We start from the raw sequence: 26903 nt of genomic DNA, 5'->3' as shown, positions 1-26903 counted from the left end.
TTAGCGTCGGCCCCCAGACGCTAGTCTGCCTTTGGTGCATGGATATAAGCAAGCGGGTCGTTGCGCCGCAGCAATGAAGGCGCTGCGCTGGACGACCCGTCGGATGCCTCTATGCTCTAGGAAGTAGCATCCGTTTCCGCTTCGTCGAACTCACAATGTCATTTTTCCCGTTCACGCTTATGTCATGACAGAAGCTGCTCCCTCACATCCCGGCAGCGCCCTCGCAAGGCTGAGCGAGGCCCTCGGCTCCGACGCCAAGCGGAAAGGGCCGCCTCCGGTCGAGCGCTGGAATCCCGCCTATTGCGGCGAGATCGACATGCGCATCGCCGCGGACGGAACGTGGTACTACATGGGCACGCCCATCAACCGCCCGGCCCTCGTGAAGCTCTTCTCGACGGTGCTGCGCAAGGATCCCGAGCGCTATGTGCTCGTCACCCCGGTCGAGCGGGTGGGGATCGTGGTCGAGGATGCGCCGTTCCTCGCCGTCGAGATGGCGGTGGAGGGGGATGGCGAGAACCGCCAGATCGCCTTCCGCACCAACGTGGACGATCTCGTGCAGATCGGGCCGGACCGTCCCCTGCGCTTCGAGCAGGACGAGCAAGGGGGTGTGAGGCCCTATGTGCGGGTGCGGGGCGATCTCTGGGCTCTGGTCACGCGGACTTTGGCCCTCGACCTGATCGCGCTCGGCAAGGAGCGGGAGACCGACAGCGGAGCCGTTTTCGGCCTCTGGGCCGGAGGAGCCTTCTTTCCGATTGCTCCGGTCGCCGATCTGGGTGCGTCCTGATGACGACAACCTCCTTGGATGCGAACGATTTCCTGGCCCTGGCGGCCGCCAGGCTGCGGCCGGAGCCGCCGGGCTTCGAGGATTCCCTGTCCAATCCGAGGGGCGACCATTCTCTCGACAATGTGCCCCTGGTCCATCCCCTGAACCCCAAGCCCGCCGCGGTGCTGGTCCCTATCGTCATGCGCGAGGAGCCCATGGTGCTCCTGACGGAGCGCTCGGCGCATCTGCGCCAGCATTCGGGCCAGATCGCCTTTCCGGGCGGGCGGGTCGACCCGACGGACGCCTCGATCCTGGAGGCCGCCTGCCGCGAAGCCGAGGAGGAGATCGGCCTCGACGGCGGCTTCATCAGTCCGCTCGGCTACCTCGACGCCTATCTCTCCACAACCAATTACCTGGTCGTTCCGGTGGTTGGGCGGGTCTCCCCCTCCTACACCCTCAACCTCAATCCGCATGAGGTCGCGGACGCCTTCGAGGTGCCGCTCGACTTCCTGATGGATGTCGCGAACCACCAGCTCCACCAGCGGGAATGGAAGGGCCGGATGCGGCGCTACTATGCCATTCCCTTCGAGGAACGCTATATCTGGGGTGTGACGGCGGGCATCATCCGCAATCTGTACGAAAGGCTCTACGGTTCATGACGCGTGCGGTTGTCCAGCAGTTGGTGCTTTTCTTCCTGCCTTTCGCCGCCTTCGCCATCTATCTTCTCATCCAGCGTCGCAACCCCATGGCCTGGTCCCAGTGGAGCGCCCAATCCGGCTGGCTCGTGATCGCCGGGCTTGCTATCGTCGTCGTCTCGCTGATCGTGGGCGGGATCACGGCCGAGCGTCAGACGGGCGGCTTCGTGCCGACCCATGTCGAAGACGGGCGTGTCGTTCCAGGACGTTTCAATTGATCGAATCTCTCGACCGCCAGGCGCTCGCCGGCCTTCCGGAGCGCCCGCAGCTGCGACGCCTGCTCGACGTCATGAACGGCGGGGGCGAGGAAACGCGCATCGTCGGCGGCGCCGTGCGCAACGCCCTGCTCGGACGGTCCGTAACCGAGGTGGATTGCGCCACGACCGCATTGCCGGATGAAATCGCCCGGCGGGCGGGAGAGGCAGGCCTCAAGGCCGTTCCGACCGGCATCGAGCATGGCACGATCACGGTCATTGTCGACGGCGAGCCCTTCGAGGTCACCACCTTGCGCGAGGACGTCGAGACGGACGGACGCCACGCCGTGGTCCATTTCGGTCGCGATTTCGAACTCGACGCGCGGCGGCGGGACTTCACGATCAACGCCCTCTCGCTTGGACGCGATGGGCGGCTTTACGATTACACGGACGGGGTTCCGGATCTGGCGGCCCGGCGGGTCCGGTTCATCGGCAATGCCCACAAGCGCATCCGTGAAGATTACCTGAGGATCCTCCGCTTCTTCCGCTTCCATGCGGAATATGCGCAGGGCAAGCCCGATCCGGAGGGGCTTGCCGCTGCGGGGCACGAGCGCCAGGGACTTGCAATCCTGTCGAAGGAGCGTGTCCGCCATGAGCTTCTGAAGCTCCTCGTGGCGCAGCGGGCCGGGGAAACCATCCGCATTCTTGCCGAACACGGCTTTCTCACATGGCTCCTGGGCGGGGTTGCCGAGTTCGGACGTTTCGAGCGGGCTGTCGCCGATATGAGGGACGGCGCGGCTCCGATCCGGCGACTGGCGGCGCTCGCCGTGCTGGTCGAGGAGGATGCGGAGCGCCTGAGGGAGCACCTGCGGCTTTCCAACGACGAGCACAAGAAGCTCGCCGCCTATGCGCGGCTGCTCGCGATCCTGAAGACCATGCCTCTGCCTCTGAACGCCCTGGCGGTCCGCCGCCTCGTGGCCGACCACGATGTCGAGACGCTCGGTGTGGCGCTGGCGGCGACCGCAGATGAACCCGCACCGGTTGTCCACCCTGAGGCTTCCGAGACTCTCGAGCGCTTCCGCAGTGGTGCTGAGCCGGTCCCGGTCTTCCCACTCAGGGGGGCAGACCTCATGGCAGGCGGCATTCCGAAGGGGCCGAGGATCGGGGAGCTCATGGCTCAGGCCCGTCAGGCCTGGCTCGCCGAGGGCTGCCGGACGGACGGGGCCTATGCCAGCGATCTTCTGAGAAGGGTCCTCACGGCCACCTGACGGTCGGCGGCATCGAGGAGAGAATCGAGGCGATGTTGCCGCCGGTCTTCAGACCGAAGATCGTGCCGCGATCGTAGAGCAGGTTGAACTCCACATAGCGTCCGCGCCGCACCTGCTGCTCGAAGCGGTCCTCCTCGGTCCAATGGAGCCCCGCATTGCGCCGCACGATGTCCGGGTAGATCTTCAGGAAAGCCTCGCCCACGTCGCGGGTGAAGGCGAAATCCTCGTCCGGGTTTCCGGTCCAGTGATAATCGTAGAAGATTCCGCCGATGCCGCGCGGCTCGTTGCGGTGCTTGAGGAAGAAGTACTCGTCGCACCACTTCCTGTACTTCTCGTAAGAGCCTTCCGGCGCATGCCGGCTGCAGGCCTCCTCCATCGCCTTGTGGAAGGCGATGGAATCGGGATCGTCCTGGGTCCGGCGCCTGTCGAGCACGGGCGTCAGGTCCGCCCCGCCGCCGAACCAGGGCTTGGTCGTCACGACGAAGCGGGTGTTCATGTGGACGGTCGGAACGTTCGGGTTCCAGGGATGCGCAATGAGCGAGATCCCTCCGGCCCAGAAGCGCGGATCCTGGTCGGAGCCGGGGATCTGGCCGCGGAATTCCGGCGCGAATTCACCATGGACCGTCGATACGTGGACGCCGACCTTCTCGAAAACGCGGCCCCGCATCATGGACATGATGCCCCCGCCGCCAGGATTGCCGTTGTGGTCCTTCCGCTCCCAGGGGGTCCGCTCGAAGCGCCCGGGCTCGGAGGCCTCCGGGGGGAGGGGGGCCTTTACCTCGTCCTCAAGCGCCTCAAAGGCGGCGCAGATCCGGTCGCGCAGAGAGGCGAACCAGATGGGAGATTCGGTTTGCAGGCGCTCGACGGCGGCTTTGTCGGTCATATCGGATCGCTTCAGGTTTGAAGGGAAATGGCGGGAAAGGAGCCGGTCTGCCGCAGGGTCTCGCCGAGGATCATGGCGGCGGTGACCGCCACGTTGAGGGAGCGCATGCCTGACTGCATGGGGATGATGACCCTGGCGTCTGCGGCCTCGTGAACCTCGTCCGGAACGCCTGCCGATTCCCGCCCCACGAGGATGATGTCGTCAGGCCGGTAGGCGAAATCCGCATAGGGCATAGCGCCCTTCGTGGTGGCGAGAACCAGCCGGGCCATGCTCTCCTGCCGCCAGGACTCGAAGGCGCGCCAGGAAATGTGACGTGTAATCGTTACGTTGTTGAGGTAGTCCATGCCGGACCGGCGGAGGTTCCGGTCCGAGACGTCGAAGGCCGCAGGCTCGATAATCTCGACCGGAACACCAAGGCAGGCGGCCAGGCGCAGCATCGTGCCGGTGTTCTGGGGGATGTCCGGTTGAAAGATGGCGAGACGGGGCATGGGATGCGTCATCGGGTGAAGAGGCGCGTCCGTCAAGTGAACGCTTCGCCTCCCATGATGTTAATGCAGGCATCGGGCTGAAGGGGATCCGGGGATCAGAATGTTTCGTTGGCTGGAAAAGCGGATCGACCCCTTTGCCCCTTTCGCCGAGGACAGGACGCCACCCGATACGGTGAGCGGCTTTGCCTGGTACTATCTTCGGCCGCTCCGGCACTGGTTCGTCGTCCTCTTCTTCGTTTCGCTCGCCGTCGGTCTGTTCGAGTCCTCCCTCTACATCCTGCTCGGCTGGCTGGTGGACATCCTCGCCACCTCGACGCCGGAGCGGATCTGGGAGGATTACGGAAATCAGCTGCTGCTGGTCGGCGGGCTTATCCTTTTCCTGCGCCCTGTCCTGCACTTCGTGCATGAGACCATCACGAACCAGATCCTGGTGCCCCAGAGCACCAATATGATCCGGTGGCGGACCCATCTTTATACGTTGGGCCATTCCTTGAGCTACTTCCAGGGCGACTTCGCCGGGCGGCTCGCCAACCGGATCACCCAGGCGGGAGGCTCCATCCGCGAAATTGCGGTCACGATCCTCGATACCCTGCTCTACGTGGCCATCTTCGCCTTCACGGCCCTGGGCGTGTTCTCCACGGTCAGCCCCTGGCTCGCCATGCCCATGGGACTGTGGATCGTCGGCTACATCGTGCTGCTGCGCTATTTCGTGCCGCGGGCGAAGGACCGGTCCCGGAAGGTGGCCGATACCCGCTCGGTCCTCGTGGGGCGGATCGTCGACAGCTACACCAACATCCTGACCGTCAAGCTCTTCGCGCGCAGCAACGAGGAGCGCTCTGCCGTGCGGGACGCCATCGCCGCGCACACGGAGGCCTTCCTCAACTCCTTCCGGCTGATCACCGGCGTGACGGGCCTGCTCGCCATCATGAACAGCGCTCTGCTGGTCTCGACCGGGGCTCTCTCGGTCATGCTCTGGACGCGGGGGCTCATGTCGAGCGGCGAGGCGGCGACGGGACTCTCCCTCATCATGCGCATTCTCGCCATGTCGGGCTGGGTCATGCAGACCGTGCGTGGGGTCTTCGAGAATGTGGGCGTGGTGCAGGAGAGCATGGAGACCATCGCCCGTCCGCATGGGGTCGTGGACGCCCCGGATGCGCCTCGCCTTCAGGTGACGCAAGGAGAGGTTCGGTTCGAGAACGTATCCTTCCACTACGGCCGGGAGGAGGGCGTCATCGAGGGGCTTGACCTCACCATCCGGCCGGGCGAGAAGGTCGGCCTCGTGGGTACGAGCGGGGCCGGCAAGACCACCATCACCTCCCTTCTCCTGCGCCTTCACGACCTGGAAGGCGGGCGCATCCTCATCGATGGGCAGGACATCGCGACGGTCAGCCAGGATTCTCTGCGGGCCTCCATCGCCATGGTGACGCAGGATACCTCCCTTCTGCATCGTTCGATCAGGGATAACATCGCCTACGGCCGGCCGGGCGCCCGGGACCGGGACCGGGAGGTCGAGCAGGCGGCGCGCCTGGCCCATGCCCACGACTTCATCATGCAGCTCGAAGACCACAAGGGCCGCCGCGGCTATGACGCGCATGTGGGCGAGCGGGGGGTGAAGCTCTCCGGCGGCCAGCGTCAGCGCATCGCCATTGCCCGCGTGATCCTCAAGGATGCCCCCNGACCACAAGGGCCGCCGCGGCTATGACGCGCATGTGGGCGAGCGGGGGGTGAAGCTCTCCGGCGGCCAGCGTCAGCGCATCGCCATTGCCCGCGTGATCCTCAAGGATGCCCCCATCCTGGTGCTGGACGAGGCGACCTCGGCGCTCGATTCCGAGGTCGAGGCGGCCATCCAGGAGTCGCTTTCCACCCTCATGGAGGGCAAGACCGTCATCGCCATTGCCCACCGGCTCTCCACCATTGCGGCGCTCGACCGGCTCATCGTCATCGAACAGGGGCGGATCGTAGAGGAGGGGAGCCACGCCGAACTCCTGGAGGCGGGCGGCCTCTATGCAAGGCTGTGGCGGCGCCAGTCCGGAGGCTTTCTCGGGGCTGATGAAACGGCCATGATCTAGGTCAAACAGGCTGGAACATCTCCAATCCACCTATGGACAGCCGGGCTTGGCCGTGCCAAAGAGCCACCGCGCGGCGACTCCCAGTCGCATTGCGCGCGCGTTGGCGCTCATGCTTGTTCCATCGGGAAAGCAGCGTGCCAAGTGCCTGGGTTGCCACGGCATTACAGACGCGCGGTTCTCGTTTTTGGATCAATGCTGGAGAGCCAAGTGGCCGAGACCACCACTCACGTCGCTGAGCCGACACGGCGCGATTTTCTCTTTATCGCCACGGGCGCTGCCGCGGCAGTCGGCGCAGCAACCCTGGTATGGCCCTTTGTTCAGTCCCTGGCGCCCGATGCGGCGACCGTGGCGGCTGGCGCGCCCGTCGAGGTGGATCTGACGCCGATCGCCGAAGGGCAGATCGTGAAGGTCTTCTGGCGCGGCAAGCTCATCTTCATCCGTCACCGCACGGCAGCCGAAATCGCGGCCGCCCAGGACGTGAACGTCGCGACCCTGCGCGATCCCGAGACCGATGCAGACCGCGTGAAGGCGGACCACGCTCAGTGGCTCGTCGTCTACGGCAACTGCACCCACTTGGGCTGCGTGCCGCTGGGCAATGCGGGCGAGTACAACGGCTGGTTCTGCCCGTGCCACGGCTCGGTCTTCGACACCTCCGGCCGCGTTCGTGCCGGCCCGGCCCCGATCAATCTGCCGATCCCGCCTTATACCTTCGCGTCCGACACGCAGATCATCATCGGCCAAGAAGCTACGGCGTAACCTAAGCGACGATCAGGCGATACCCATGAGTCAACATTCCACGACCTATGTTCCAAAGAGCGCCTTCGGCAAGTGGTTCGAGAGCCGCCTGCCGATCGCTGGCCTCGTCCACTCCTCGTTCATCGCCTTCCCGGTGCCGCGGAACCTGACCTATTTCTGGACCTTCGGCGCCATCCTGGTCTTCATGCTCGTCGCGCAGATCCTGACCGGCGTGTTCCTGGCCATGTACTACACGCCGAATGCGGCGCTGGCCTTCCAGTCGGTCGAGCACATCATGCGCGACGTGAATTACGGCTGGCTGATCCGCTATCTGCACGCCAACGGCGCATCGATGTTCTTCATCGCCGTCTATGTCCATATCTTCCGGAACTTCTACTACGGCTCCTACAAGGCGCCGCGTGAGGTTCTCTACATCCTGGGCGTGATCATCTTCCTGCTGATGATGGCCACCGCCTTCATGGGCTACGTGCTTCCCTGGGGCCAGATGAGCTTCTGGGGCGCCACGGTGATCACGAACCTCTTCTCGGCGGTCCCGGTCGTCGGTGAGACGATCGTGAGCTATCTCTGGGGCGGCTACTCGGTGGGTAACCCGACCCTCAACCGCTTCTTCTCTCTGCACTACCTCCTGCCCTTCATGATCGTCGGCGTCGTGATCCTGCACGTCTGGGCGCTGCACGTGCCGGGCCAGAACAACCCGACCGGCATTCCGATCAAGTCGGGCAAGGACGCGGTTCCGTTCACCCCCTATGCCACGATCAAGGACGTCTTTGCCGTCGTGGTGTTCATGATCTTCTTCGCCTACTGGGTGTTCTATATCCCGAACTACCTGGGACACGCGGATAATTACATCCCGGCCAACCCGGCCGTGACGCCCGCGCACATCGTTCCCGAGTGGTACTTCCTGCCGTTCTACGCGATCCTGCGCGCCATTCCCGACAAGCTCGGCGGCGTCATCGCCATGATCGCGGCGATCCTGATCTGGTGCCTGATGCCCTGGCTCGACACCTCCAAGGTTCGCTCCACGGCCTACCGTCCGCTCTACAAGCAGTTCTTCTGGTTGTTCGTGGTCGTCTGCCTGCTGCTCGGTTGGCTGGGCTCGCGCCCCGCCGAGGGCTGGTACGTGATCATGTCCCAGATCTGCACCGCCTACTACTTCGCTCACTTCCTGATCGTCCTGCCGGTGCTCGGCTTCGTCGAGCGTCCGCTGCCGCTGCCGAATTCGATCCTCGAATCCGTCATGGGCGTGCAGAAGGGTGGGGCTGGCCTGCCATCCGGCGCCAATGCCGAGCCGCAGACCAAAGGCTGATGCGAGCGTTGAGGAATAAGACAATGATGAAGCGTACTCTTCTCATCGCCGCCGCGATCCTCGGTCTCTCCGCTCCGGCTTTCGCCGCCGGCGAGACCCCGGTCCCGCCGCAGCTCAGCTGGAGCTTCCAGGGCCCGTTCGGCACCTTCGACCGGGCGCAGCTCCAGCGCGGCTTCAAGGTCTACCGGGAGGTCTGCGCCTCCTGCCACGGCCTCTCCTACATTGCCTTCCGCAACCTGGCGGAGCCCGGCGGCCCGGAATTCTCCGAGGCGCAGGTCCGTGCACTCGCGGCTGAGTACCAGATCCAGGACGGCCCGAACGAGGCCGGCGACATGTTCGAGCGTCCCGGCCGCCCTGCCGACCGCTTCCCGTCGCCGTTCCCGAACGAGAACGCGGCTGCGGCGGCCAACGGCGGCAAGGCTCCTCCGGATCTGTCCCTGATCGCCAAGGCCCGCACCTTCGAGCGCGGCTTCCCCTGGTGGATCACGGACGTCTTCCGTCAGTATTCCGAGAACGGCGCCGACTATCTCGTCGCGCTGCTCAACGGCTATGTCGAGCCGCCGGCCGGTACCGAAGTCCCCGCCGGCGGGCACTGGAACGCTTACTACCCGGGCCACATCATCGCGATGCCGAAGCCGGTTAGCGACGGCCAGGTCGAATATCCGAGGAATGAGGCCGGCCAGCCGCAGGCCCCGGAGACCGTCGAGCAGTACGCCCGCGACGTCACGGCCTTCCTCGTCTGGACGGCGGAGCCGCATCTCGAGGCCCGCAAGCGCCTCGGCTTCCAGGTCATGCTGTTCCTGATCGTGCTCGCCGGCCTGCTCTACTTCACGAAGAAGAAGATCTGGGCCCGTGTGGGCGGCGAGGTCGAAGGCCACGCCACCCCACCGATGACGCACAATCCATAAAAGACGCGAAAAGGCCCCGGTTCGGGGCCTTTTTCATTGAGTGCGGCCCTCCCGCGCCTATTTTCCGCGGGATGCTGCAGACCATCGCCGACGATCTCTGGAGGCAGCCCAGCCTCGCCTATCACGTTCAGCCGGTCCTGAGCCCCGAAACGCTGCGGGGCCTCACGGGCCTTCAGCGAAATCTGGCCGAGTTCTGGCCGACGCCCCTGAACCTCACCCCGCCCGAGGCGCTTCACGTCACCATCTATGCCCTCGTTCCGGTGAAGGGGGCCTTTGAGAAGGAGGCCTATTGGGCCCGCATAGCCGGCCCGATCCGGGATCTGCTGATGGGGCTCTGCTCCGGGTACGGGGCCATGAATCTGTGCTTCTCCCGGGTGAAGGTCACAAACTCAGCCACCGTCGCCCTGGCTGAGGATGAGAGCGGCCTGATCGAGGCTGCCAGGCGCCGGATCGCCGAAACCATTCCCCCGCCGCCCGGCAGTGAGCCGCTGCGCTACGATTTCATCCATACGACGCTCGCCCGCTATCGAACCGCCGTGCCAGTTCCTGAAGCCGCGATCCGGGCGGCCGAGAGCCTTCCCTTCGCAATCCCGGCCCGTGTTGAGACGATCAGGCTCGTCCGCGAGACGCTCTATCCCTGCATCGCCACGGACGAGATCGCGTCCTTCCCGCTCGCTCGAGTTTCTCCCGGCGGGACCGGCTTGGGAAAGGGCTTGCCATGAGGTATGTCCCCACCCATGGCCAAGGATGCTCTGGCAGGATGAGGAGCCGATGACGAAGGCTGTCTTAGGGATTATCGGCGGATCGGGCGTCTACGACCTGCCCGGGCTGGAGGATGTGCGGGAGCAGCCCATTGAATCCCCGTGGGGGCTGCCGTCGGATGTGCTGCGGATCGGGCGCATCGGGGAGACGAGCGTCGCCTTCCTGCCCCGCCATGGCCGGGGCCACCGCTACTCGCCCTCGGACATCAACTACCGCGCCAATATCGACGTGATGAAGCGGGCCGGGGTCACGGATCTCATTTCGGTCTCCGCCTGCGGCTCCTTCCGCGAGGAGTATTACCCCGGCTTCTTCGTGCTGGTGGACCAGTATGTGGACCGAACCCACAAGCGCGAGTCCTCGTTCTTCGGAAAGGGCTGCGTGGCGCATGTGCCCATGGCTCATCCGGTCGGCCCACTGCTGCAGCAGCGCATCGCCGATGCGGCGGTCGCGGAGGATATTCCCTTCACTCTCGGTGGCACGCTCGTGTGCATCGAGGGGCTGCAATTCTCGACCTATGCGGAATCGATCACCTATAAGAACCTCGGCTACGACGTCATCGGCATGACGGCGATGCCGGAGGCCAAGCTCGCCCGCGAGGCCGAGATCACCTATGCCACTATTGCCATGGTGACCGACTACGATTGCTGGCACCCGGAGCACGACGATGTGGACGTCGCCTCCGTCGTCGCCGTTGCCCAGCAGAACGCGACGAAGGCGGCCCGGCTGATCGCCCGCGTCGCCCGCGATCTTCCCGCCGAGCACGAGCCATGCCCCGTGCGTTCCGACCGGGCGCTCGAAGGCGCGATCATGACCGCGCCAACGGCCTGCGACCCCGACCTGCTGCGGAAGCTCGACGCCGTGGCGGGCCGGGTCCTAAAGTAAGCCGCAATGCTGCACATGGCGTTTGCCGCCGCCAGCCGATAAGATGAACCGCCAACACCTGAGAACCTGAATGGACCAGCGCCTCCTCACCGACCTGAAAGCGGCGATCCGCTCGATCCCGGATTACCCGAAGCCCGGCATCGTCTTCCGGGACATCACGACCCTGCTCGGCGACGCGCGGGCCTTCCGGCGCGCGGTGGACGAACTCGTCCACCCCTTCGCAGGCGGACGAGTCGACAAGGTGGCTGGAATCGAGGCGCGGGGTTTCATCCTGGGCGGGGCCATCGCGCACCAGCTCTCCTCGGGATTCGTGCCGATCCGCAAGAAGGGCAAGCTGCCCCATGAGACGGTGAAGATCGCCTATTCGCTCGAATACGGCGTGGACGAAATGGAGATCCACACCGATGCCATCGGCCAGGACGATCGCGTCCTCCTGGTGGATGACCTCATCGCTACCGGCGGCACGGCCGTCGCAGCGGCCCAGCTTCTGAGACAGATCGGCGCCAATATCGTGGCGGCCTGCTTCATCATCGACCTGCCGGATCTCGGAGGAGCGCAGAAGCTGCGCGACCTCGGCGTCGAGGTGCGCAGCCTCGTGAGCTTCGAAGGCCACTAGGCGCCCCCAGGAAGGCGGCCAGCATGCTGAGGGATGAGATCAGGGGCGCTCTCGAGTTCCTGCGCAATGCCGAGAGGCTGAAGGACGTACTGCGAAGCGGTCACACTTCCGGCGGACGGCCGGAGAGCACGGCCGAGCACACCTGGCGCCTCTGTCTCATGGTGATGGTCTTCGCAGATGCCTTGGGCGATATCGACCTCACCAAGCTGCTCAAGATCTGCATCGTCCACGATCTCGGCGAGGCCCTGAGCGGCGATGTTCCTGCCGTGGCCCAAGCAGAGGACGGCAACAAGGCTGCTCGCGAACGCGCCGATCTGGAGGAGCTGACGAAGCCGCTTCCGCCTGCCCAGCGCGCCGAAACCTTGTCCCTGTGGGAAGAATACGAGAGCGCTGCCACGCCGGAAGCGGTGTTGGCGAAGGGCTTCGACAAGCTGGAGACCATTCTCCAGCACACGCAAGGGCGAAACCCGCCTGACTTCGACTATGCCTTCAACCTGACCTATGGCCTGAGGCAGACCTCCGCTCACCCGCTTCTGGTGGAGATCCGAAGCCTTCTCGATGCAGAGACCCAAGCGAGGCAGGCGGGATAATCCGCCGGCCGCCGCGCTTCGATCACGGCCGCCGCTCCCAGAACACCGCGCCATCGAAGGCGAAGACGTCTTCGCCGTGCTGGTTCACGCCCGTGTTGTGGTGGAACACCAGACCCCAGCCGGGGCGGGAGGCGGAAACCCGCTTGCCCGTCACGGTCGAGCGGTAGGTGACCGTGTCGCCCGCATAGACGGGCTTGAGCCATTTCAGGTTGGTGAAGCCGGGAGAGGGGCCCAGCCGCGAGACCCGCTCGCCGCGGGCCAGCGCTCCGGCGCGGACACGCTCGCGATGGACGACCATCAGCTTCATCCAGATGCTGGCCGTGTGCCAGCCCGAGGCGCAGAGCCCGCCGAAGAGGCTGTTCCGGGCCGCTTCAGGATCCACATGGAACCGCTGCGGGTCGAAGCGCCTGGCGAAATCGACGATATCGTCCGCCCGGAAGGTGTAGGAGCCAAGCTCATCGGTTTCGCCGATGATAAGGTCTTCGAAGAAGGGGTTGCGCGAGAGGGGAGGCAACTCGCGCTCCGGCGTCGAATCCGGCAGGGAGGCTGCGGCTGCGGCCAGCGCACTTCGGCCTTCTCCCTTGAAAGGCTCGGCTCCCTTGCGGCCGAACATCACCCAGTTCTTTTGAGTCAGAACGGTCTCGTCGGACGAGTTCAGCATCTCGAACTGGAACTGGATGAGGCCGATGGACGGGCGGCTCTTGGAAGGACGGCTTTCCAGGACCGTCATGCGCGAGCGCAGGGTATCGCCGGGCCGCACTGGCTTGAGCCATTTCACCTCATCGATGCCCGGGGCCCCCATTCCCGAGGAGGCCAGGACCAGCCCATCGGCGAAGAGGCGCATGTTGATGCAGCAGCTGTGCCAGCCCGACGCAATGAGAGTGCCGATGAAGCTGTCCTTGGCGGCGATCTCGTCCACATGGAAGGGTTGCGGATCGTATTCCCGCGCATAGGCGAGGATATCGTCCTTCGAGACGGTGACCGGGCCGAGCATCCGGCTCGTGCCAGGGGTGAGATCTTCGAAATAATGCATGAGCAGTCCCTTGTCGGGGCTTGCCCTAGCACAAAGCGTCGTCTCGCGGGAGACCCGCTGCCGCAACCGTTCCCTGTCTCCAGGTCGAGGCTTGCCGAAAAAGAAGGGGACAAGCCACAGCCTGTCCCCTCCGATGGTCGGATCGCGACCTGTCCTAGAGCACGAACCGGCTCTTGCTGAGGTCGATGGATCCCTTCAGCTTGATCACCGCTTCGGCCGACTTTTCGTTGTCGGTGTTGAGGTAGACGTAAGTATACTTCTTCGTCTTCTCATAGCGCACCTGGCCGGCCTTGGTGAAAGCCTCCTTGTCGCCGATGAAGGAGAACTTCTGGTCGCCCCGGTTCTTCGTGTTGGCGTCAACGGCCTTCAGGTCGAGCTTGTCCTTTTGACGGCCGGAGAAATCGAGGACGTAGTCCGCCTTGGACTTGGATCGGCCCGTCTCCTTGTCGCCGAAGGCGAAGGTGTCCCGGCCCGTGCCGCCGGTCAGGCTGTCCTTGCCCTTGCCGCCAGAGAGCTTGTCGTTGCCGGACTCGCCGTTCAGACGGTCGTGGCTTGCACCGCCATCGAGGGTGTCGTTGCCGCCGGCGCCGGAGAAGATGTCCCGGCCAGCCCCGCCCAGGATCAGGTCGCCCAGGGCACCGCCGGTTGCGGTCTCATTCAGGACATCATCGACCGTGATGAACAGGGTTCTCGTGACTGATGCTCCGGCTCCGTCGGTGGCTTTCACCGTGATGCTGTGCCTCGTCGCCTGCTCGTGATCGAGACGGACGCCGTCGGCCACGCCCAAGGCGCCGGTGGCGGCATCAATGGCGAAGCGGCCGCCCGCAGTGTCGGTGAGCTCGAAGCGATGCGTGTCACTGGCGGTATTGATCACCTTGAACTGACCGAACGCAGTGCCGGTTCTGGTGTTCTCGGCCACCACGTCGAAATTTAATGCTATGGCTGTGGGGGCCGTGTTGATCAGGTTTCCCGCAGTGATCGAGCCGTCGGCGAACCGGAAGATCTCCATGTTGAGAACCGTGTCGGTTCCATCGCTATCGGTGCTGCGTTTGTCGGCAACGATGAAGGCTTCGCCTTCCTTCGAGATCATGTAGTCTTCCCGGTTGCCGGCGAACACCACGGTATCGTTGTCGGCCCCGCCATCGAGAATGTCGTTGTCCTCGCTGCCATTGAGTTCGTCACTGCCTTCACTGCCAGCGAGCACATCGGCCCCCTCAGCCCCCCAGAAGGTCTGCGCTCCCGTGGTGCCCTCGATGGTGTCGGCCTGGGCCGTGCCGTCGATGATCTCGACGCCTATGAAGGTATCACCCGCAGCCACTCCCCGGCTGGCGTCTGTTGCCGCGATCGTGCCGTCGCCCAGTCGCTGCATGTAGAGCTGGATGCTGGAGGCGCCATAATAGCTGACCTTGTCCGTGCCCTCGCCACCGTCGAAAACGTCGTTGCCCCCGCCGGAGCCCCACATAAAATCGTTGTCGCTGCCGCCTATAAGGGTATCGTCTCCCATGTCGCCGCTTAGCTCATCGTCCCCGGCTCCGCCAACGAGCGAGTCCGCCCCGGCATTGCCATAGAGATCATCATCGTCCGCATCGCCGTAGATGATGTCGCTGTCGTCGCCGCCACGCACGGTGTCATTGCTACCGCCGCCGTAAATTGTATCCACGCCAGGGGTGCCTGAAAGCGAGTCCGCGCCAGGGGTGCCGTAGATAGGTCCTGAGCCGGTCGGTGCCGCGATGGTTTGATCGGCGAATTTCAGGAACTCGATGTTGGTGATCAAAGAAGTCCCGTCCCGGTCTTCTGTCCGATCGCTCACACGCCAATGGCCGTCGCCTGCATCGGCGATGTCGTAGTCGGCGCGGTTGAAGCGAAACTGTGCCGTATCTATGCCCGAGCCGCCATCGAGAGTGTCGTCGCCGGGCTCTCCAAAAAGCCCACCGTCTCCGCTGGTTCCAGACAACGTATCGTTCTCATTCCCACCCAGCAGATGATTTTTCCAACGATTGCCGATGAGATGATCGCTATGAGCAGAACCGATCAGCCCTTCGACGCCATAGAACCGATCCCAATGCGCATCTCCGGTATTGGAGCCGGGGTAGCCGCTCAAGGATACAATGACGCCTGCGCTGGCAGTCTGATAAGAAGCGTAGTCAAAGCCATCGTCTCCCGACAAGATGTCGCCGCCGGCACCGCCAATCAGGATGTCATTACCGGACCTGCCATTGAGGTCATCAGTATCAGTATCGGTATCGACACCTATGATGGTGTCTCCTTGAGCTGACCCGATTTGGACACACGATTTTTCGCCGTTCATAATGTGCGCAAACGCGTCGAAGCCACCGCTCTGCAACTCTTCGATTGATCGGGTGACGTCGGGGTCGTTTTCTTCGTTCCAGTACCTTACGATGCGCGCCAACTCTGCACCGGTCTGCCGACTTGTGACCAAGACCTCGTTTATGACCGGACTGTCACCAAGCAATGCATTGCCGGTGTAAGCTATACTGCACTCGACGCCGTGGATCGTCTTGCTCACGATGAAAGAAGTGTCTGATGACGAGGCAATCGTGTATGGACCCGAGAAGAGTTCTTCCCAGGACAATGCATTTGAATAAAGAAAGGAGCGCGCCATCCTATGGCTCCTTTGAAAGGATGTCTATTGCCCCCATCTGTCGCCAACGGGCTTGCGCACGCCAACTCTCCGAACAGATAGGTTTGGTGACGTAGTAGCGTTTCGCGCAGGTTCGCAGCGCTCAACGGGGTGGAATGCGGGCGCGATGCATGCGGGAAACAGAGCGGTGCGCAATGGCGAGGACGCTTACGGCGAGAACTCCCCCGCTGCGTTATGCGCCATGCGGATCGGTTCCGGCAGGCGGTACTTCAGGCAGCAGCGCAGAACGAGTTCGGTTGCCGTCGGGATGTCTGCCAAGTGGCCGGGGGAGACGAACATCGGGTTCTTGGCGGTGCGGGTGCGTAAGGCCACGCCGATGGCTTCCTTCCGGTCGATCAGGGGAGAGGCGGAGCCTTTCTCCTCGGCAAGATCCTTGTAGCGCCCGCAGAGAAGCGTCTTGCCGCAGCCGATGGTCGGGCGCTGCAGCCACAGGCCCATATGGCTTGCGATGCCGGTGCGGCGGGGATGGGCGATGCCCATGCCGTCGAAGAGGAAGACGTCCGGCTCCGCTTTCAGCTTCTCGAATGCTTCTTCGAGGACGGGCCCCTCGCGAAAGCTCAGGAGGCCAGGCACATAAGGGAAGGGGGTCGGGCGCTGCGCTAGCACCGTCTCCACCGGAAGGAAGCCCGGATAGGTCATGACGACGATGGCTGCCTGCGACTGCTCGTTCTTCACGCTCACATCGACACCCGCCACAAGCTCGACCGCCTGTAGATCGATGGGGCGGTCCGAGACGACCTCGTTCCGCAGCTCCTGCTGGAGGGCGATAGCCTCGGAGGGAGAGAGGTCCCAAGCGTGTCGGCGATGAAGCTGCATGTCCGGTTTCGATGGTGGCCGGGGCACAACGCTCAAGGTTCGGAAACGATCCCTCGGGCTGAAAAGCGGGTTGCCGGGTATGGATGTCTCGTACGGCCAAGCCTATGGCAGGCTTACGGAAAAGCCCTTAAGGGCTTGATCTGAATTTCCTCCGTCCCCTCACGGGTCTATCTCTTCGGCATCCAATCAGGACTTTCAAGAACGAGGATGTCATGTCTTGCGTACATGCCGCGAACGGCCTTGGGCCGCGTGAGCCAGGAAATGAGACAAGAGAGAGAAATCCGCTTTCGTTGAGCCGTGTGGCTGCAGGCCTTGCAGCCCTGAGCGCCGGGGCCGTGTTTGCGCTGCCGGCCCAAGCCCATGTGAAATGGTTTGCACCCTATATCGTCGATGCGGCTCCCCAGCCGATTTCCACAACCCTGACGAATCCATGGTTCTGGACCGGGATCGGCCTGGTGTTGGCCTTCTTCTTGGCCACGCTTGCCGTGGAACGCATGACGCTGGGTCGTGCGGTCCAGACGGGCCTCGACAAAATCAGCGCGCCACTCTGGAGCCGGTCGGACGACTTCATGCGCGCCTCCATCGGCGCCTACTTCGTCGCCATCTTTGCGGTCGGCGGCATCTATCTCACCCCCGATCTCAAGACGGATTCCGAGCTGATCTCCTGGGCGCAGCTTCTGATCGCAGCCTGCGTGTTCTCGCGCCGGACGATGCCGATTGCAGCCGCCGGCATCATCACCCTGTGGGTGGTGGCGCTGCGCGAATACGACTTTTTCCACCTGCTCGACTATCTGGCTCTTGGCGTCGGCGTCTCCGCCTATCTGCTGATGGCCTCCTCGAATGACGAGAAGTGGCGCGCGCGCCGATTCCTGGCGCTCCGCTGGGGTATTGCGATCGCGCTCATGTGGTCGAGCCTTGAGAAGTTCGCCTATCCGGACTGGTTCTATCCGCTCGTGGAGGAGAAGCCCTTCCTGACCTTCGGCATGCCGCGCGACGTGTTCATTCCGATGGCGGGCGTCGCCGAGTTCACCCTGGGCTTCGGCCTGCTCTGGACACCGCTGGTGCGTCGCCTCTCGGCCGTGGCCCTGCTGGTGATCTTCTTCACTGCGGTCTACCCCTTCGGCCGCATCGACCTCGTGGGCCATGCGCTGATCATGGCGGCGCTCTTTCTCGTGGCCGCCGACCCCTGCCGCGAAGCCAAGGCGGCTGCCGCAAAGATGCCGAATTCTCTGCCGCTTCGGCAGCCTGGCCACGGTGCCGGCCGGACTTGCCGTCGCCCTCCTGGTGCTCGTGAGCGGCTACTGGGGACTTCATGGGGTATTCTACGGAGCTGAGAACGAGACCGGTCAGCAGATGGAGCTGAGCACTCACTCCCACAGCCGGGAATATCCCCATGGACCGCAGGCGAAGCCTCCGATTATCCGCGGCCACCACTAATGATCGGCAAGCCGGGCCGATGGCAGTTGGCCCGGCTTGACCTTTCGCAAGGATCGATTGAACGGGATGGGGGATAAGGCTCCCGTCCCGTTTTGCCGAAAGGAGGCCCGATTGGCCCAGTCAGCAGCAGGCCGCAGCATCCCGATCGTCAGCCCGGCCGAGGGCGTTTCGGAGGAGCTGATCCGGCAGCTTGTGGAGACCTTTTACGACCGGGTGATCCGTGACCCCGAACTTGGCCCCATCTTTCAGAAGCCCCTGGCCGGCCGCTGGAGCCAGCACCTCGCGCGGATGACGGATTTCTGGTCGGCAGTCGCTCTCAGAACCACCCGCTACCAGGGAAAGCCGCAGGCGGCCCATAGGGGTTTCGACCTCACGCCCGAGCTGTTCGCCCTCTGGATCGCATTGTTCGAGGAGACGGCGCGTGAAATCTGTGAGCCCGAAGTGGCGGACTTCTTCATCGACCGCGCTCAGCGCATTGCGGACAGCTTGCAGATCGGTCTCGGAATCGGGCCGAAGGCGCTCAGGCTTCCATAGAGAGCGAGCCCTCTCGGGTGAGAGCGCTCAGCGCTCCCACCATTCCAGCTTGTCGTTGGAATCCTTGGGCAGCAGGGCCGATATGGCAATCATGAGAAGCCCGCAGGCGACCAGCGCAGCGACGAAAAGCTCTGCGCCGCCGAGGCTCGACGAGATGATGGAATTTCCGAATGTCATGACGTTATCTTCAAGTGCAGCCTGCATGACTTTAAACCCCCATGCAGGCCCTTTTTGCCGGAACAGCCCTGAACGTCCTGAGAAGCGTCCGTTCAGGATTCCGTCAGGTTCAGGTGTTGAAGCGGAAGTGCATGACGTCGCCGTCCTGCACCGTGTACTCCTTGCCTTCCAGCCGCAGCTTGCCCGCATCGCGCGCGCCTGCTTCGCCTTTCAGCGAGACGTAATCCGCATAGGCGATGGTCTCGGCGCGGATGAAGCCCTTCTCGAAATCCGTGTGGATCACGCCGGCGGCGCCGGGAGCCTTCGTGCCCTTGGTGATCGTCCAGGCGCGCGCTTCCTTGGGGCCGACGGTGAAATAGGTGATAAGGCCCAACAACTCGTAGCCGGCGCGGATCACCCGGTTGAGGCCGGGCTCCGTAAGGCCGACGGCATCGAGATATTCCTTCTGCTCCTCGGGCGGCAGAACGGCGATTTCGCTCTCGATCTTGGCGGAGACCACGACGGCCTTGGCGCCCTCTTCCTTCGCGCGCTCGAATACCCGTGCCGAGAACTCGTTGCCCTGATCGGCGGAGGCCTCCTCCACGTTGCACACATAGAGAACGGGCTTGGAGGAGAGGAGGCCCAGCATCTGGAATACGCGCTCTTCCTCCGGCTTGCGCTCGACCATGCGGGCGGGCTTGCCCTCGCGCAGCAGGGGCAGGGTGCGGTTGACGAGGTCGAGGGTTTCCTTCGCCTCCTTGTCGTTGCCCTTGGCCTTCTTCTCGAGCGCGGTGACGCGCTTCTCGAGGCTGTCGAGGTCGGCGAGCATCAGCTCGGTTTCGATGGTCTCGATGTCGGCGATGGGATCGATCTTCCCCTCGACATGGGTGATGTCCGTATCCTCGAAACAGCGCACCACATGGGCGATGGCATCCACTTCGCGGATATTGGCGAGGAACTGGTTGCCGAGGCCTTCGCCACGGGATGCTCCTCGCACCAGGCCGGCGATGTCCACGAAGGTGAGGCGGGTCGGGATGATCTGGGCCGAGCCCGCGATGCCCGCCAGCTGGTCCAGGCGCTCATCCGGCACGGCCACGTCGCCCACATTGGGCTCGATGGTGCAGAACGGATAATTGGCAGCCTGCGCGGCCGCAGTCTGCGTCAGCGCATTGAAGAGGGTGGACTTGCCCACATTAGGCAGGCCGACGATGCCCATCTTGAAGCCCATGGCCTCACTCCTTGCATGGCCGGCATCTAGCCGGCGTTGTTTTTACCTTCGGCGGCCTTTTCTCCGGGCCGCTTCACATCCGTCCAGCCCCTCGCCTCCAGGGCGAGGTGGACCTTGTTCTGAAAGCTCCCGTCCTCGCCTTTGACGAGGAGGGGAGCGTTGTCGGCGATGATGCGGCACAGGTCCTCGACCCATGCCTCCTCGGATTTCGCAAAGTCGCCGAGCACATGGCTCTGCACCAGGGGCTTGTGGCCAGGGTGACCGATGCCCAGGCGCACACGCCGATAATCGTTGCCACAATGGGCCGAGATCGAGCGAAGCCCATTATGCCCTGCATTGCCGCCGCCAATCTTTACCCGGAGCTTGGCGGGCGGCAGGTCGAGCTCGTCGTAGAAGACCGTGATGCTCGAGAGCGGCAGCTTAAAGAAATTCTGCGCCTCGCCGACAGACTGGCCCGACAGGTTCATGAAAGTCTGCGGCTTGACCAGCAGCACCCTCTCCCCGCCGATCACCGCCTCCGCCGTCTCGGCCTGGAAGCGCTTGCGCCAGGGGCCCGCATTGTGCACGCGCGCAATCTCGTCCACGGCCATGAAACCGATATTGTGGCGGTTCCGGGCGTAGCGGGATCCGGGATTTCCGAGTCCGACGAAGAGTTGCATCGCTTTGCAGGGTCTCCATCAAGAGAAACGCCCCGGCCTTGCGGTCGGAGCGTCGGAGCCGGTCAGGAGGGCTTCACGCCCGTTGTCAGGCCAATCAGGCGGAAGCAGCCTCGCCTTCGGCCGGAGCCTCAGCCGCCTCTTCCTTCATGCCCGTCGGGGCAACGACGGTGACGAGGGTGAGGTTCTCGGCGGAGGTCGCTTTCGCGCCGTTCGGCAGCTTGATGTCGTTGAGGTGAACCGAGGAGCCGATGTCGAGACCCTCGACCGAAGCCTCCACGTAATCCGGGATCGCGTCGGGCGAAACCTGCAGTTCGATCGAGTGCTCGACGACCTGGAGGGTGCCGCCGCGCTTCACGCCCGGGCACTTCTCCTGGCCGACCACGTGCACCGGCACCACGACCTTGATCGCCTGGCCCTGCGAGAGGCGCAAGAAGTCGATGTGGAGCGGGAAGTCCTTCACCGGGTCGAGCTGGTAGTCGCGCGGAATGGCGCGGGTCTTCTTGCCGTCCACGTCGATCTCGAAGATCGTGGTCAGGAAGTGGCCGGCGAAGATCAGCTGCTTGGTCTGGTTGAAGTCCAGGGCGATCGCCTCGGCCGGCTGGCCGGCGCCGTAGATGACGGCAGGAACTTGGCCTTGGCGACGAACGGCCCGGGCGGCCCCCTTGCCGGCCCGGTCGCGCGCCACGGCCTTGATTTGCTTTGTTTCGCTCATGGTCGTGGTCCTTAAATTGGGTTGTAAAAACCGATGGCCGCCAAGGTCCAAAACCGTTGGGCGGCCATGAGGTCCGCGCCCGTGCCTCCAAGGGTGTCGAGCGGGCGCGAGGCGGCTTATAGAGAAGAAACGCCCGGAATGCAACAAGTTGGCCTCTTCTTTGGCCGTTGCCGCAATCCTCCGGGACCGAGGAGACTCAGTCGAAGGGGAGAGTGGTCGTAATCGTCAGGGTGAGCTTTCGCAACAGGTTGGCGAGTTGGACCTGTTCCTCTTTGGTCAATCCCTCAAGCATCGCGGCCTCGACGGCCATGTCCTCCCGAAAAGCGTTCCTTGCGAGCCGGACGCCATCCTCCGTGAGTTCCACCGGCAGGCTGCGCCCGTCGCCCTCTGCGGCGACGCGCCGGATCAGCCCGGCTTTCGTCAGCCGGTTCAACCTGTCCGTCAGGCCGCCCGACGAGATCATGAGCGAGCGAAACAGTTCTGTCGGGCGCAGGCGATAGGGCGGGCCGGAGCGGAGGAGCGAGAAAAGAACATCCGCCTCGCCGCTGTCCAGGCCGTGGGCCTTGAAGATCGCCTCGATGGGTGGACGGGCCGTCAGCGTGATCCACCGCGCGCGACCAAGGATCGCCATGCCGCGGGTGTCGACGTCCGGCAGCTCGGCTGTCCACTGCGCCTGGCGCTCGTCGATCCCGTCCTGCCGGGAGGTTCCGGCGGGATGCATTTGTCTTGACATCGAGATAATCACCCATTTATCTTTGTATCAAGATAAATTGGCTACCGAGCCGATGCAATGAGCCTCCGTGCTTTTTGGCAGGGCTGGCCGCTCGCCTGCCGAAGGAGCGAGGAATGAGTTCAACGGTCGCTGCGCGTCTCTCTCATGCTTCGGAATCCTCCATCGCCCTCCTGGGCCTGTGCGGCTTTCTCTTCGCCAGCCGGATCATGATGTCCAAAGCGGGACTGGATTCGGGCGTCCAGCCCTTTCAACTCGGCGTCTTCGGCAATCTGGGGGCTGGGCTGTTCATGCTGCCCTGGCTCGCCGCCTTCCGGCAAAGAATCCCGCTGGGGCCGGCGCATCTGGCGCTCTATGGCGTGCTGGGCATCGTCAGCTTCGCCGTTCCGACAGTGCTGTCCTACTTCGTCGTCGAGCGAGTCGGGCCTGCTTACACATCGATTGTCTATTGCCTGTCGCCGCTGCTCACCATGAGCTTCGCGGCGGGGTTCGGCCTCGAACGCATGTTCCTGCGCCGCTTCATCGGGATCGTGATCGGCTTCGTGGGCATGATCGCGCTCGTTCAGCAGCAGATACTGCAGCTCGATATCGGACAGCCGGTCTGGGTGGCAGTCGGCCTTGTGATCCCGGTCTGTGCGGCCGCAGGCAACATCATCAGATCGGCATGGTGGCCGAAGGGGACTTCCGCGCTTGCCTTCTCCTGTGGCGCGTCTCTCAGCTCGGGCCTGATGGTGGCGCTGATGGCGCCCGCTTTCGAGGCGCCGATGACATGGCGGTTCGACGACCCCGTCATCATCTCGTGGATCATCGGGATTGGGGCGATGTCCGCCCTGTCGCAGCTCATGAACTTCCGCCTGCAGCAGATTGCGGGTCCGGTCGTGTTCAGTCAGATCGGGTACTGGGGCACGGGATCCGGGGTTCTTCTGGCCGCAATTCTTTTCGAAGACGTGCTGACGATCCTGTCCTTCGCGGGGCTCGCCTGTATCATCATTGGGGGCATTCTGGCCAACCGCTGGAAGGATGGCTGATCACAACGCTTTGGCCGATACTCTGTATCGTGTAGGTTGGCCCGAACAATGGCCGCCACAGAGAGCCGAAATGGGACTGGATCAGGTCGCCTTGGGGCACATCACGAAGATTCTGGAGTCGGATCGGCCGGAGCGCCAGAAGCTCGAACAGACCTTGCGGGCCCTCGCCAAGTGGCGCTCCCAACTCATCGGCTCGACCCTGGTCGCCCGCGCAGGCACGGTCGTTCAGGGCGGCCCTTTCAAGGGCATGACCTATGTGGCCTCCACATCCGAGGGCGGAATCGTACCCAAGCTGTTGGGAGTCTACGAGACGGCCCTGCACGATGTTTTCCTGCGTGCTCCCGAGGAGGGCTACGATGCGATTCTCAATGTCGGCTCTGCGGAAGGTTTCTACGCTGTCGGCTGTGCTCGCCTCCTTCCGGAGGCGTCGATCCTGGCCTGGGATGTCGATCCGGTTGCCCGTCAGAAATGCCTGGACCTCGCGCGCCTGAACGGCGTCGAGACGCGGATCGCCCTCCGCGAGCGTTTCGAGACGCAGCATCTGAATGGGATCTGCGGCGAGCTTTCAGCCACGCTGGGGCGGCGCCCTAAGGGCCTGCTTGTCATGGATTGCGAAGGCGCGGAGTTCGATCTGCTCGATCCGAAGACGGCGGACTTTAGCTGGCTCGACCTTGTGGTCGAGGTTCATCCCGGGCGAGGTCGGGCAGTGAAGACGTTGGCGGAGCGCTTCGAAAGCACGCATTCGGTCGAGTTGCGACAGGCGAAAACCATCGTTCCGGACCTGCCGCCATGGCTCGAGAATCTCGGGCACCTGGACCAGCTTCTCGCCGTGTGGGAGTGGAGAGCCGTCCCCACTCCATGGCTGGTCATGCGGCCCCCGATAGGATTTAGTCGAACAGGCTCGACACGGAGCTTTCCGTCGCCGTGCGGCCGATCGCTTCGCCCATGAGTGCTGCGATGCTGATGACACGGATGTTGTGGGCCACCTTCACGGCTTCGGTCGGCATGATGGAGTCGGTGATCACGAGCTCCTTCAGCCGGGAGCCGGCGATGCGGGCCACCGCGCCGCCGGAGAGCACGCCGTGAGTGATGTAGGCGTAGACCTCCTTGGCCCCGTTGGCGAGGAGGGCGTCGGCCGCATTCACCAGGGTGCCGCCGGAATCCACGATGTCGTCGACGAGAATGCAGGAGCGGCCCGTCACGTCGCCGATGATGTTCATGACCTCCGACTCGCCCGGGCGCTCGCGGCGCTTGTCGACGATGGCCAGCTGGGCGTCGATGCGCTTGGCGAGCGCGCGGGCACGCACCACGCCGCCCACGTCCGGCGACACCACCATGCGGTTGCCGCCGTCGAGATGCTCCTTGATGTCGCGCGCCAGGATGGGCGCGGAGAAGAGATTGTCGGTCGGGATGTCGAAGAAACCCTGGATCTGGCCCGCATGGAGATCGAGCGTCAGCACGCGGTCGACGCCCGCATGGGTGATCAGGTTCGCCACAAGCTTGGCCGAGATCGGCGCGCGCGATGCGGACTTCCGGTCCTGCCGGGCATAGCCGAAATAGGGGATCACCGCCGTGATGCGGCGGGCCGAGGCCCTGCGCAGCGCATCGGTGATGATCAGGAGCTCCATGAGGTGGTCGTTCGTGGGGAACGAGGTCGACTGGATGATGAAGACGTCTTCGCCGCGCACGTTCTCCTGGATTTCGACGAACACCTCCATGTCCGCGAAGCGCTTGACCTGGGCTTTGGCCAGCGGAACGTTGAGGTAAGCGGAGATGGCCTCCGCCAGCGGACGATTGGAGTTTCCGGCGACGAGCTTCATGAAAGCAACTTTGGCTCTTCTGTGACCTGTGAAGCCTGCCGTGAGACATCGTTGCCCAGCGCGGCGAGGCGCAAGGGTCTTAGCAGCGATATCAGACCGTCACAATATGCGACCGCCTCCGGATGTGCGGCAATATCGACTTGTTGCCATCTAATCACTGCGTGACGACGGAATCTTCCTCTGTGGATGCCTCTGCCGTCTGGAAGGGGTCGGCGGTCTTGGACGCAGCCAGGAACGCGGCGATCTCGTCCATGCTGGCCCCCGCCAGCTTGGCCAGCGTATCCTTGTCGAGCGCCTCGATGGAGCCGGACGGGATGCGGACGGGGCTCGACCCGGCGAGGCGCTTGGCCCGGCGCTTCTGGGAATCGAACACGTCCCAGACATAGGCGACCTTCGTCTCCCCATCCTCCGTCTCCTCGGTGGAGAGATAGCCGCGAACCCGGTAGCGCGCCTCGGCGCTGGAGCCGACCAGCTCGACCTTGCGCTCGGTCGCCGCTGTCGCGAGTTCGTCGATCAGGGCCGTCTGGATGGGAGCAGGAGCGCCGTCAATGCTCTCGAGCGCGACCGGCACGCCCTCCGGCGAGTCGCTGAAGGCGCTCTGGCAGGCTCCGAGAGCCAGCATCATCGCCATGGCCGCAAGCCGCCCCGCACGCATCGTTCCGGCCATGAGGCCCCCCGGTTTCGTTGTTCGTTAGGGGAGCATTAAGCTTAACGGAGAGCTTCGTCCAGATCAGGCGCGGTTGCGGAGCCGCACGGCCAGGGCGTCGAGCCCAAGGGCGATGAGGCCTGCCGCCAAGCCCCAGAAGGCGGAGCCGATACCGAAGAGGGTAAGGCCGGAGGCGGTCACCGCCAGGGCGAGGACTGCCGGAAAGCGCTTGGCCTCCTCGGACAGGGCAGAGCCCAGCGCGCCTGCGAAGGCTCCGATCAGGGCGAGGCCCGCGACGGTCTTGATGAGTTCGGGCGGCAGGGCGGCGATCAGGCCGATGAGCGCCGCGCTGAAGGCGGCGAAGATCAGGTAGCTCGCAGAATAGAACGGTCCGACCATCCAGCGCTTTGCCGGGTCGGGATGGGTGTCCGGCCCGGTGCAGATGGCCGCCGAGATCGCTGCGAGGTTGCTCGTGTGGGCTCCGAACAGGGCGGTGACGACCGAGGACAGGCCCGTCACGGCGAGGATCGGGCGGGATGGGGGGGCGTAGCCGGAGGCGCGCAGCACTGCGAAGCCCGGCAGGTTCTGGGACGCCATGGTGACGAGAAAGAGCGGAAGCCCCAGGCCGATGAGAGCCGTCGGCTCGAAGCTCGGCATGATGAAGGTGAGCGTGGAAAGGCTCAGATCCGAGGAGAGGGGCTGTGCCTGGCCGCTGCCGAGGGCAAGCCCCAACCCCACGAAGAGCACTGCCAGCACAGCCAGGGCCGGGTTGAACAGGCGCACCAGCAGGAAGAGGACGACGAGCGGCAGCACCAGGGCGGGCGCGCCCTGGGCGCTCGCGAAGACCGCCGTGACGAACTGGATCAGGACGCCTGCCAGCATGGCGGCGGCGATGGAGGAGGGGATCCGCTCGATCAGGCGCCCGAAGGGCTTGATGAAGGCTGCCAGCATGATGAGCCCGCCTGCGAGCAGAAAGGAGCCGACGGCCGCATGAATGGAGATGCCGCTGGAGGCCGCCACCAGCGCCGCTCCGGGCGTCGACCAGGCGGTGATGATCGGCATGCGGTAGCGGATGCTCAAGAAACCGCTGGTCGCGGCCATGGACAGGCACAGGGCCGCGACCCATGACGAGGTCTGTGCCGCATCGGCGCCTACCGCCTGGGCTGCCGCGATGATGATGGCGATGGTGCTGCCGAAGCCTACCAGGGCCGCCACGACGGCTGACGTGATGATCGACAGGCGCATCGCCCCGCTCCGCTGAG

General features: G+C 64.2%; 28 protein-coding genes and 2 pseudogenes. 17 read left to right on the top strand and 13 right to left on the bottom strand.

Going from position 1 to position 26903, the window contains the following annotated elements; genetic code table 11:
• The first annotated feature begins 184 nt into the window (after positions 1–184).
• Genes LG661_RS09665 through LG661_RS09650 form a run of 4 tightly spaced genes read left to right on the top strand, consistent with a single transcriptional unit; the run spans position 185 to position 2920 of the window.
• Positions 185–784, top strand: a complete 600-nt coding sequence (locus LG661_RS09665; protein WP_230531670.1) for a DUF1285 domain-containing protein — start codon at positions 185–187, stop codon at positions 782–784.
• Positions 784–1422 carry a CoA pyrophosphatase gene (locus LG661_RS09660; protein ID WP_230531669.1) on the top strand — a complete coding sequence of 213 codons (639 nt, stop codon included), beginning with the start codon at positions 784–786 and terminating at the stop codon, positions 1420–1422. Before LG661_RS09665 ends, LG661_RS09660 begins: the two co-directional genes overlap by 1 nt.
• Positions 1419–1676, top strand: coding sequence for a DUF6111 family protein (locus tag LG661_RS09655; RefSeq protein WP_230531668.1), 258 nt, complete (start codon positions 1419–1421; stop codon positions 1674–1676). The genes LG661_RS09660 and LG661_RS09655 overlap by 4 nt, the downstream gene beginning before the upstream one ends.
• The gene (locus LG661_RS09650) at positions 1676–2920 is read left to right on the top strand and encodes a CCA tRNA nucleotidyltransferase (protein WP_407666692.1); all 1245 of its coding nucleotides are present in this window, start codon (positions 1676–1678) and stop codon (positions 2918–2920) included. Before LG661_RS09655 ends, LG661_RS09650 begins: the two co-directional genes overlap by 1 nt.
• Here the strand turns inward: LG661_RS09650 and hemF are convergent.
• Together hemF and LG661_RS09640 are read right to left on the bottom strand one after the other, a co-directional pair.
• Positions 2907–3803 (bottom strand): oxygen-dependent coproporphyrinogen oxidase, encoded by an 897-nt coding sequence (gene hemF, locus LG661_RS09645; RefSeq protein WP_230531666.1) that lies wholly within the window; start codon positions 3801–3803, stop codon positions 2907–2909. The two genes, LG661_RS09650 and hemF, sit on opposite strands and share 14 nt — an antisense overlap.
• An 11-nt stretch (positions 3804–3814) precedes the next feature.
• The gene (locus LG661_RS09640; protein WP_230531665.1) at positions 3815–4291 is read right to left on the bottom strand and encodes a tRNA (cytidine(34)-2'-O)-methyltransferase; all 477 of its coding nucleotides are present in this window, start codon (positions 4289–4291) and stop codon (positions 3815–3817) included.
• A gap of 100 nt (positions 4292–4391) precedes the next feature.
• Between LG661_RS09640 and LG661_RS09635 the strand changes: the two are divergent.
• The 9 genes and pseudogenes from LG661_RS09635 to LG661_RS09595 form a co-directional block, all read left to right on the top strand.
• Positions 4392–5954 (top strand): annotated as a pseudogene (locus LG661_RS09635) (ABC transporter ATP-binding protein); the annotation flags it as partial.
• A 19-nt stretch (positions 5955–5973) separates the two neighbouring features.
• A pseudogene (locus LG661_RS09630) lies at positions 5974–6360 on the top strand (ATP-binding cassette domain-containing protein); the annotation flags it as partial.
• Positions 6361–6567: 207 nt separating this feature from the next.
• Positions 6568–7116: a ubiquinol-cytochrome c reductase iron-sulfur subunit gene (petA, locus tag LG661_RS09625; RefSeq protein ID WP_230531663.1), complete on the top strand. Its 549-nt coding sequence runs from the start codon at positions 6568–6570 to the stop codon at positions 7114–7116.
• Between the two features lie 25 nt (positions 7117–7141).
• Positions 7142–8422, top strand: coding sequence for a cytochrome b (locus tag LG661_RS09620; RefSeq protein WP_230531662.1), 1281 nt, complete (start codon positions 7142–7144; stop codon positions 8420–8422).
• Between the two features lie 23 nt (positions 8423–8445).
• Positions 8446–9330 carry a cytochrome c1 gene (locus LG661_RS09615; RefSeq protein WP_230531661.1) on the top strand — a complete coding sequence of 295 codons (885 nt, stop codon included), beginning with the start codon at positions 8446–8448 and terminating at the stop codon, positions 9328–9330.
• 71 nt (positions 9331–9401) lie between these two features.
• Positions 9402–10052, top strand: coding sequence for a 2'-5' RNA ligase family protein (locus tag LG661_RS09610; protein WP_230531660.1), 651 nt, complete (start codon positions 9402–9404; stop codon positions 10050–10052).
• Between the two features lie 49 nt (positions 10053–10101).
• The gene (locus LG661_RS09605) at positions 10102–10974 is read left to right on the top strand and encodes an S-methyl-5'-thioadenosine phosphorylase (protein WP_230531659.1); all 873 of its coding nucleotides are present in this window, start codon (positions 10102–10104) and stop codon (positions 10972–10974) included.
• 70 nt (positions 10975–11044) lie between these two features.
• The gene (locus LG661_RS09600) at positions 11045–11590 is read left to right on the top strand and encodes an adenine phosphoribosyltransferase (RefSeq protein ID WP_230531658.1); all 546 of its coding nucleotides are present in this window, start codon (positions 11045–11047) and stop codon (positions 11588–11590) included.
• 23 nt (positions 11591–11613) lie between these two features.
• Positions 11614–12180 (top strand): HD domain-containing protein, encoded by a 567-nt coding sequence (locus LG661_RS09595; RefSeq protein ID WP_230531657.1) that lies wholly within the window; start codon positions 11614–11616, stop codon positions 12178–12180.
• Between the two features lie 22 nt (positions 12181–12202).
• On the opposite strand, the gene LG661_RS09590 is transcribed toward LG661_RS09595, so the two are convergent.
• The 3 genes from LG661_RS09590 to nfi form a co-directional block, all read right to left on the bottom strand.
• Positions 12203–13213, bottom strand: a complete 1011-nt coding sequence (locus tag LG661_RS09590; protein ID WP_230531656.1) for a MaoC family dehydratase — start codon at positions 13211–13213, stop codon at positions 12203–12205.
• Positions 13214–13367: 154 nt separating this feature from the next.
• Entirely contained in the window at positions 13368–15836 is a 2469-nt protein-coding gene (locus tag LG661_RS09580; RefSeq protein ID WP_322098851.1) for a calcium-binding protein, read from the bottom strand.
• 186 nt (positions 15837–16022) lie between these two features.
• A complete protein-coding gene (gene nfi / locus LG661_RS09575) occupies positions 16023–16691 on the bottom strand; it encodes a deoxyribonuclease V (protein WP_230531655.1) in 669 nt (222 codons plus the stop codon).
• Between the two features lie 299 nt (positions 16692–16990).
• On the opposite strand from nfi, the gene LG661_RS09570 reads away from it, so the two are divergent.
• Both LG661_RS09570 and LG661_RS09565 read left to right on the top strand, forming a co-directional pair.
• Positions 16991–18025: a hypothetical protein gene (locus LG661_RS09570; protein ID WP_230531654.1), complete on the top strand. Its 1035-nt coding sequence runs from the start codon at positions 16991–16993 to the stop codon at positions 18023–18025.
• Between the two features lie 214 nt (positions 18026–18239).
• Positions 18240–18662, top strand: coding sequence for a group III truncated hemoglobin (locus tag LG661_RS09565; RefSeq protein WP_230531653.1), 423 nt, complete (start codon positions 18240–18242; stop codon positions 18660–18662).
• A 27-nt stretch (positions 18663–18689) separates the two neighbouring features.
• Here LG661_RS09565 and LG661_RS09560 read toward each other — a convergent pair whose 3' ends face one another.
• The 5 genes from LG661_RS09560 to LG661_RS09540 all read right to left on the bottom strand — a co-directional run bounded on the left by LG661_RS09560 (position 18690) and on the right by LG661_RS09540 (position 22150).
• Positions 18690–18839 carry a hypothetical protein gene (locus tag LG661_RS09560; protein WP_230531652.1) on the bottom strand — a complete coding sequence of 50 codons (150 nt, stop codon included), beginning with the start codon at positions 18837–18839 and terminating at the stop codon, positions 18690–18692.
• A gap of 109 nt (positions 18840–18948) precedes the next feature.
• Positions 18949–20046, bottom strand: coding sequence for a redox-regulated ATPase YchF (ychF, locus tag LG661_RS09555; protein ID WP_230531651.1), 1098 nt, complete (start codon positions 20044–20046; stop codon positions 18949–18951).
• A 26-nt stretch (positions 20047–20072) separates the two neighbouring features.
• The gene (gene pth, locus LG661_RS09550) at positions 20073–20705 is read right to left on the bottom strand and encodes an aminoacyl-tRNA hydrolase (protein ID WP_230531650.1); all 633 of its coding nucleotides are present in this window, start codon (positions 20703–20705) and stop codon (positions 20073–20075) included.
• A gap of 94 nt (positions 20706–20799) precedes the next feature.
• Entirely contained in the window at positions 20800–21417 is a 618-nt protein-coding gene (locus tag LG661_RS09545; RefSeq protein WP_230531649.1) for a 50S ribosomal protein L25/general stress protein Ctc, read from the bottom strand.
• A gap of 196 nt (positions 21418–21613) precedes the next feature.
• On the bottom strand, positions 21614–22150 hold the full coding sequence (locus LG661_RS09540; RefSeq protein ID WP_230531648.1) for a MarR family winged helix-turn-helix transcriptional regulator: 537 nt from the start codon (positions 22148–22150) through the stop codon (positions 21614–21616).
• A 113-nt stretch (positions 22151–22263) separates the two neighbouring features.
• Between LG661_RS09540 and LG661_RS09535 the strand changes: the two genes are divergently transcribed.
• Both LG661_RS09535 and LG661_RS09530 read left to right on the top strand, forming a co-directional pair.
• Complete coding sequence (locus tag LG661_RS09535; RefSeq protein ID WP_230531647.1) at positions 22264–23175, top strand: DMT family transporter; 912 nt, start codon at positions 22264–22266, stop codon at positions 23173–23175.
• Positions 23176–23245: 70 nt separating this feature from the next.
• Positions 23246–24124: a hypothetical protein gene (locus LG661_RS09530; protein WP_230531646.1), complete on the top strand. Its 879-nt coding sequence runs from the start codon at positions 23246–23248 to the stop codon at positions 24122–24124.
• On the opposite strand, the gene LG661_RS09525 is transcribed toward LG661_RS09530, so the two are convergent.
• The 3 genes from LG661_RS09525 to LG661_RS09515 form a co-directional block, all read right to left on the bottom strand.
• Positions 24063–24995 (bottom strand): ribose-phosphate pyrophosphokinase, encoded by a 933-nt coding sequence (locus LG661_RS09525; RefSeq protein WP_230531645.1) that lies wholly within the window; start codon positions 24993–24995, stop codon positions 24063–24065. The genes LG661_RS09530 and LG661_RS09525 overlap by 62 nt on opposite strands.
• A 154-nt stretch (positions 24996–25149) precedes the next feature.
• Positions 25150–25662, bottom strand: coding sequence for a hypothetical protein (locus LG661_RS09520; protein ID WP_230531644.1), 513 nt, complete (start codon positions 25660–25662; stop codon positions 25150–25152).
• Between the two features lie 63 nt (positions 25663–25725).
• A complete protein-coding gene (locus LG661_RS09515; RefSeq protein ID WP_230531643.1) occupies positions 25726–26886 on the bottom strand; it encodes a benzoate/H(+) symporter BenE family transporter in 1161 nt (386 codons plus the stop codon).
• Positions 26887–26903 lie beyond the last annotated feature (17 nt).

The organism is Microvirga roseola (assembly GCF_020866965.1).
Lineage (GTDB): Bacteria > Pseudomonadota > Alphaproteobacteria > Rhizobiales > Beijerinckiaceae > Microvirga > Microvirga roseola.
This window is presented reverse-complemented; position numbering and strand designations above follow the sequence as displayed.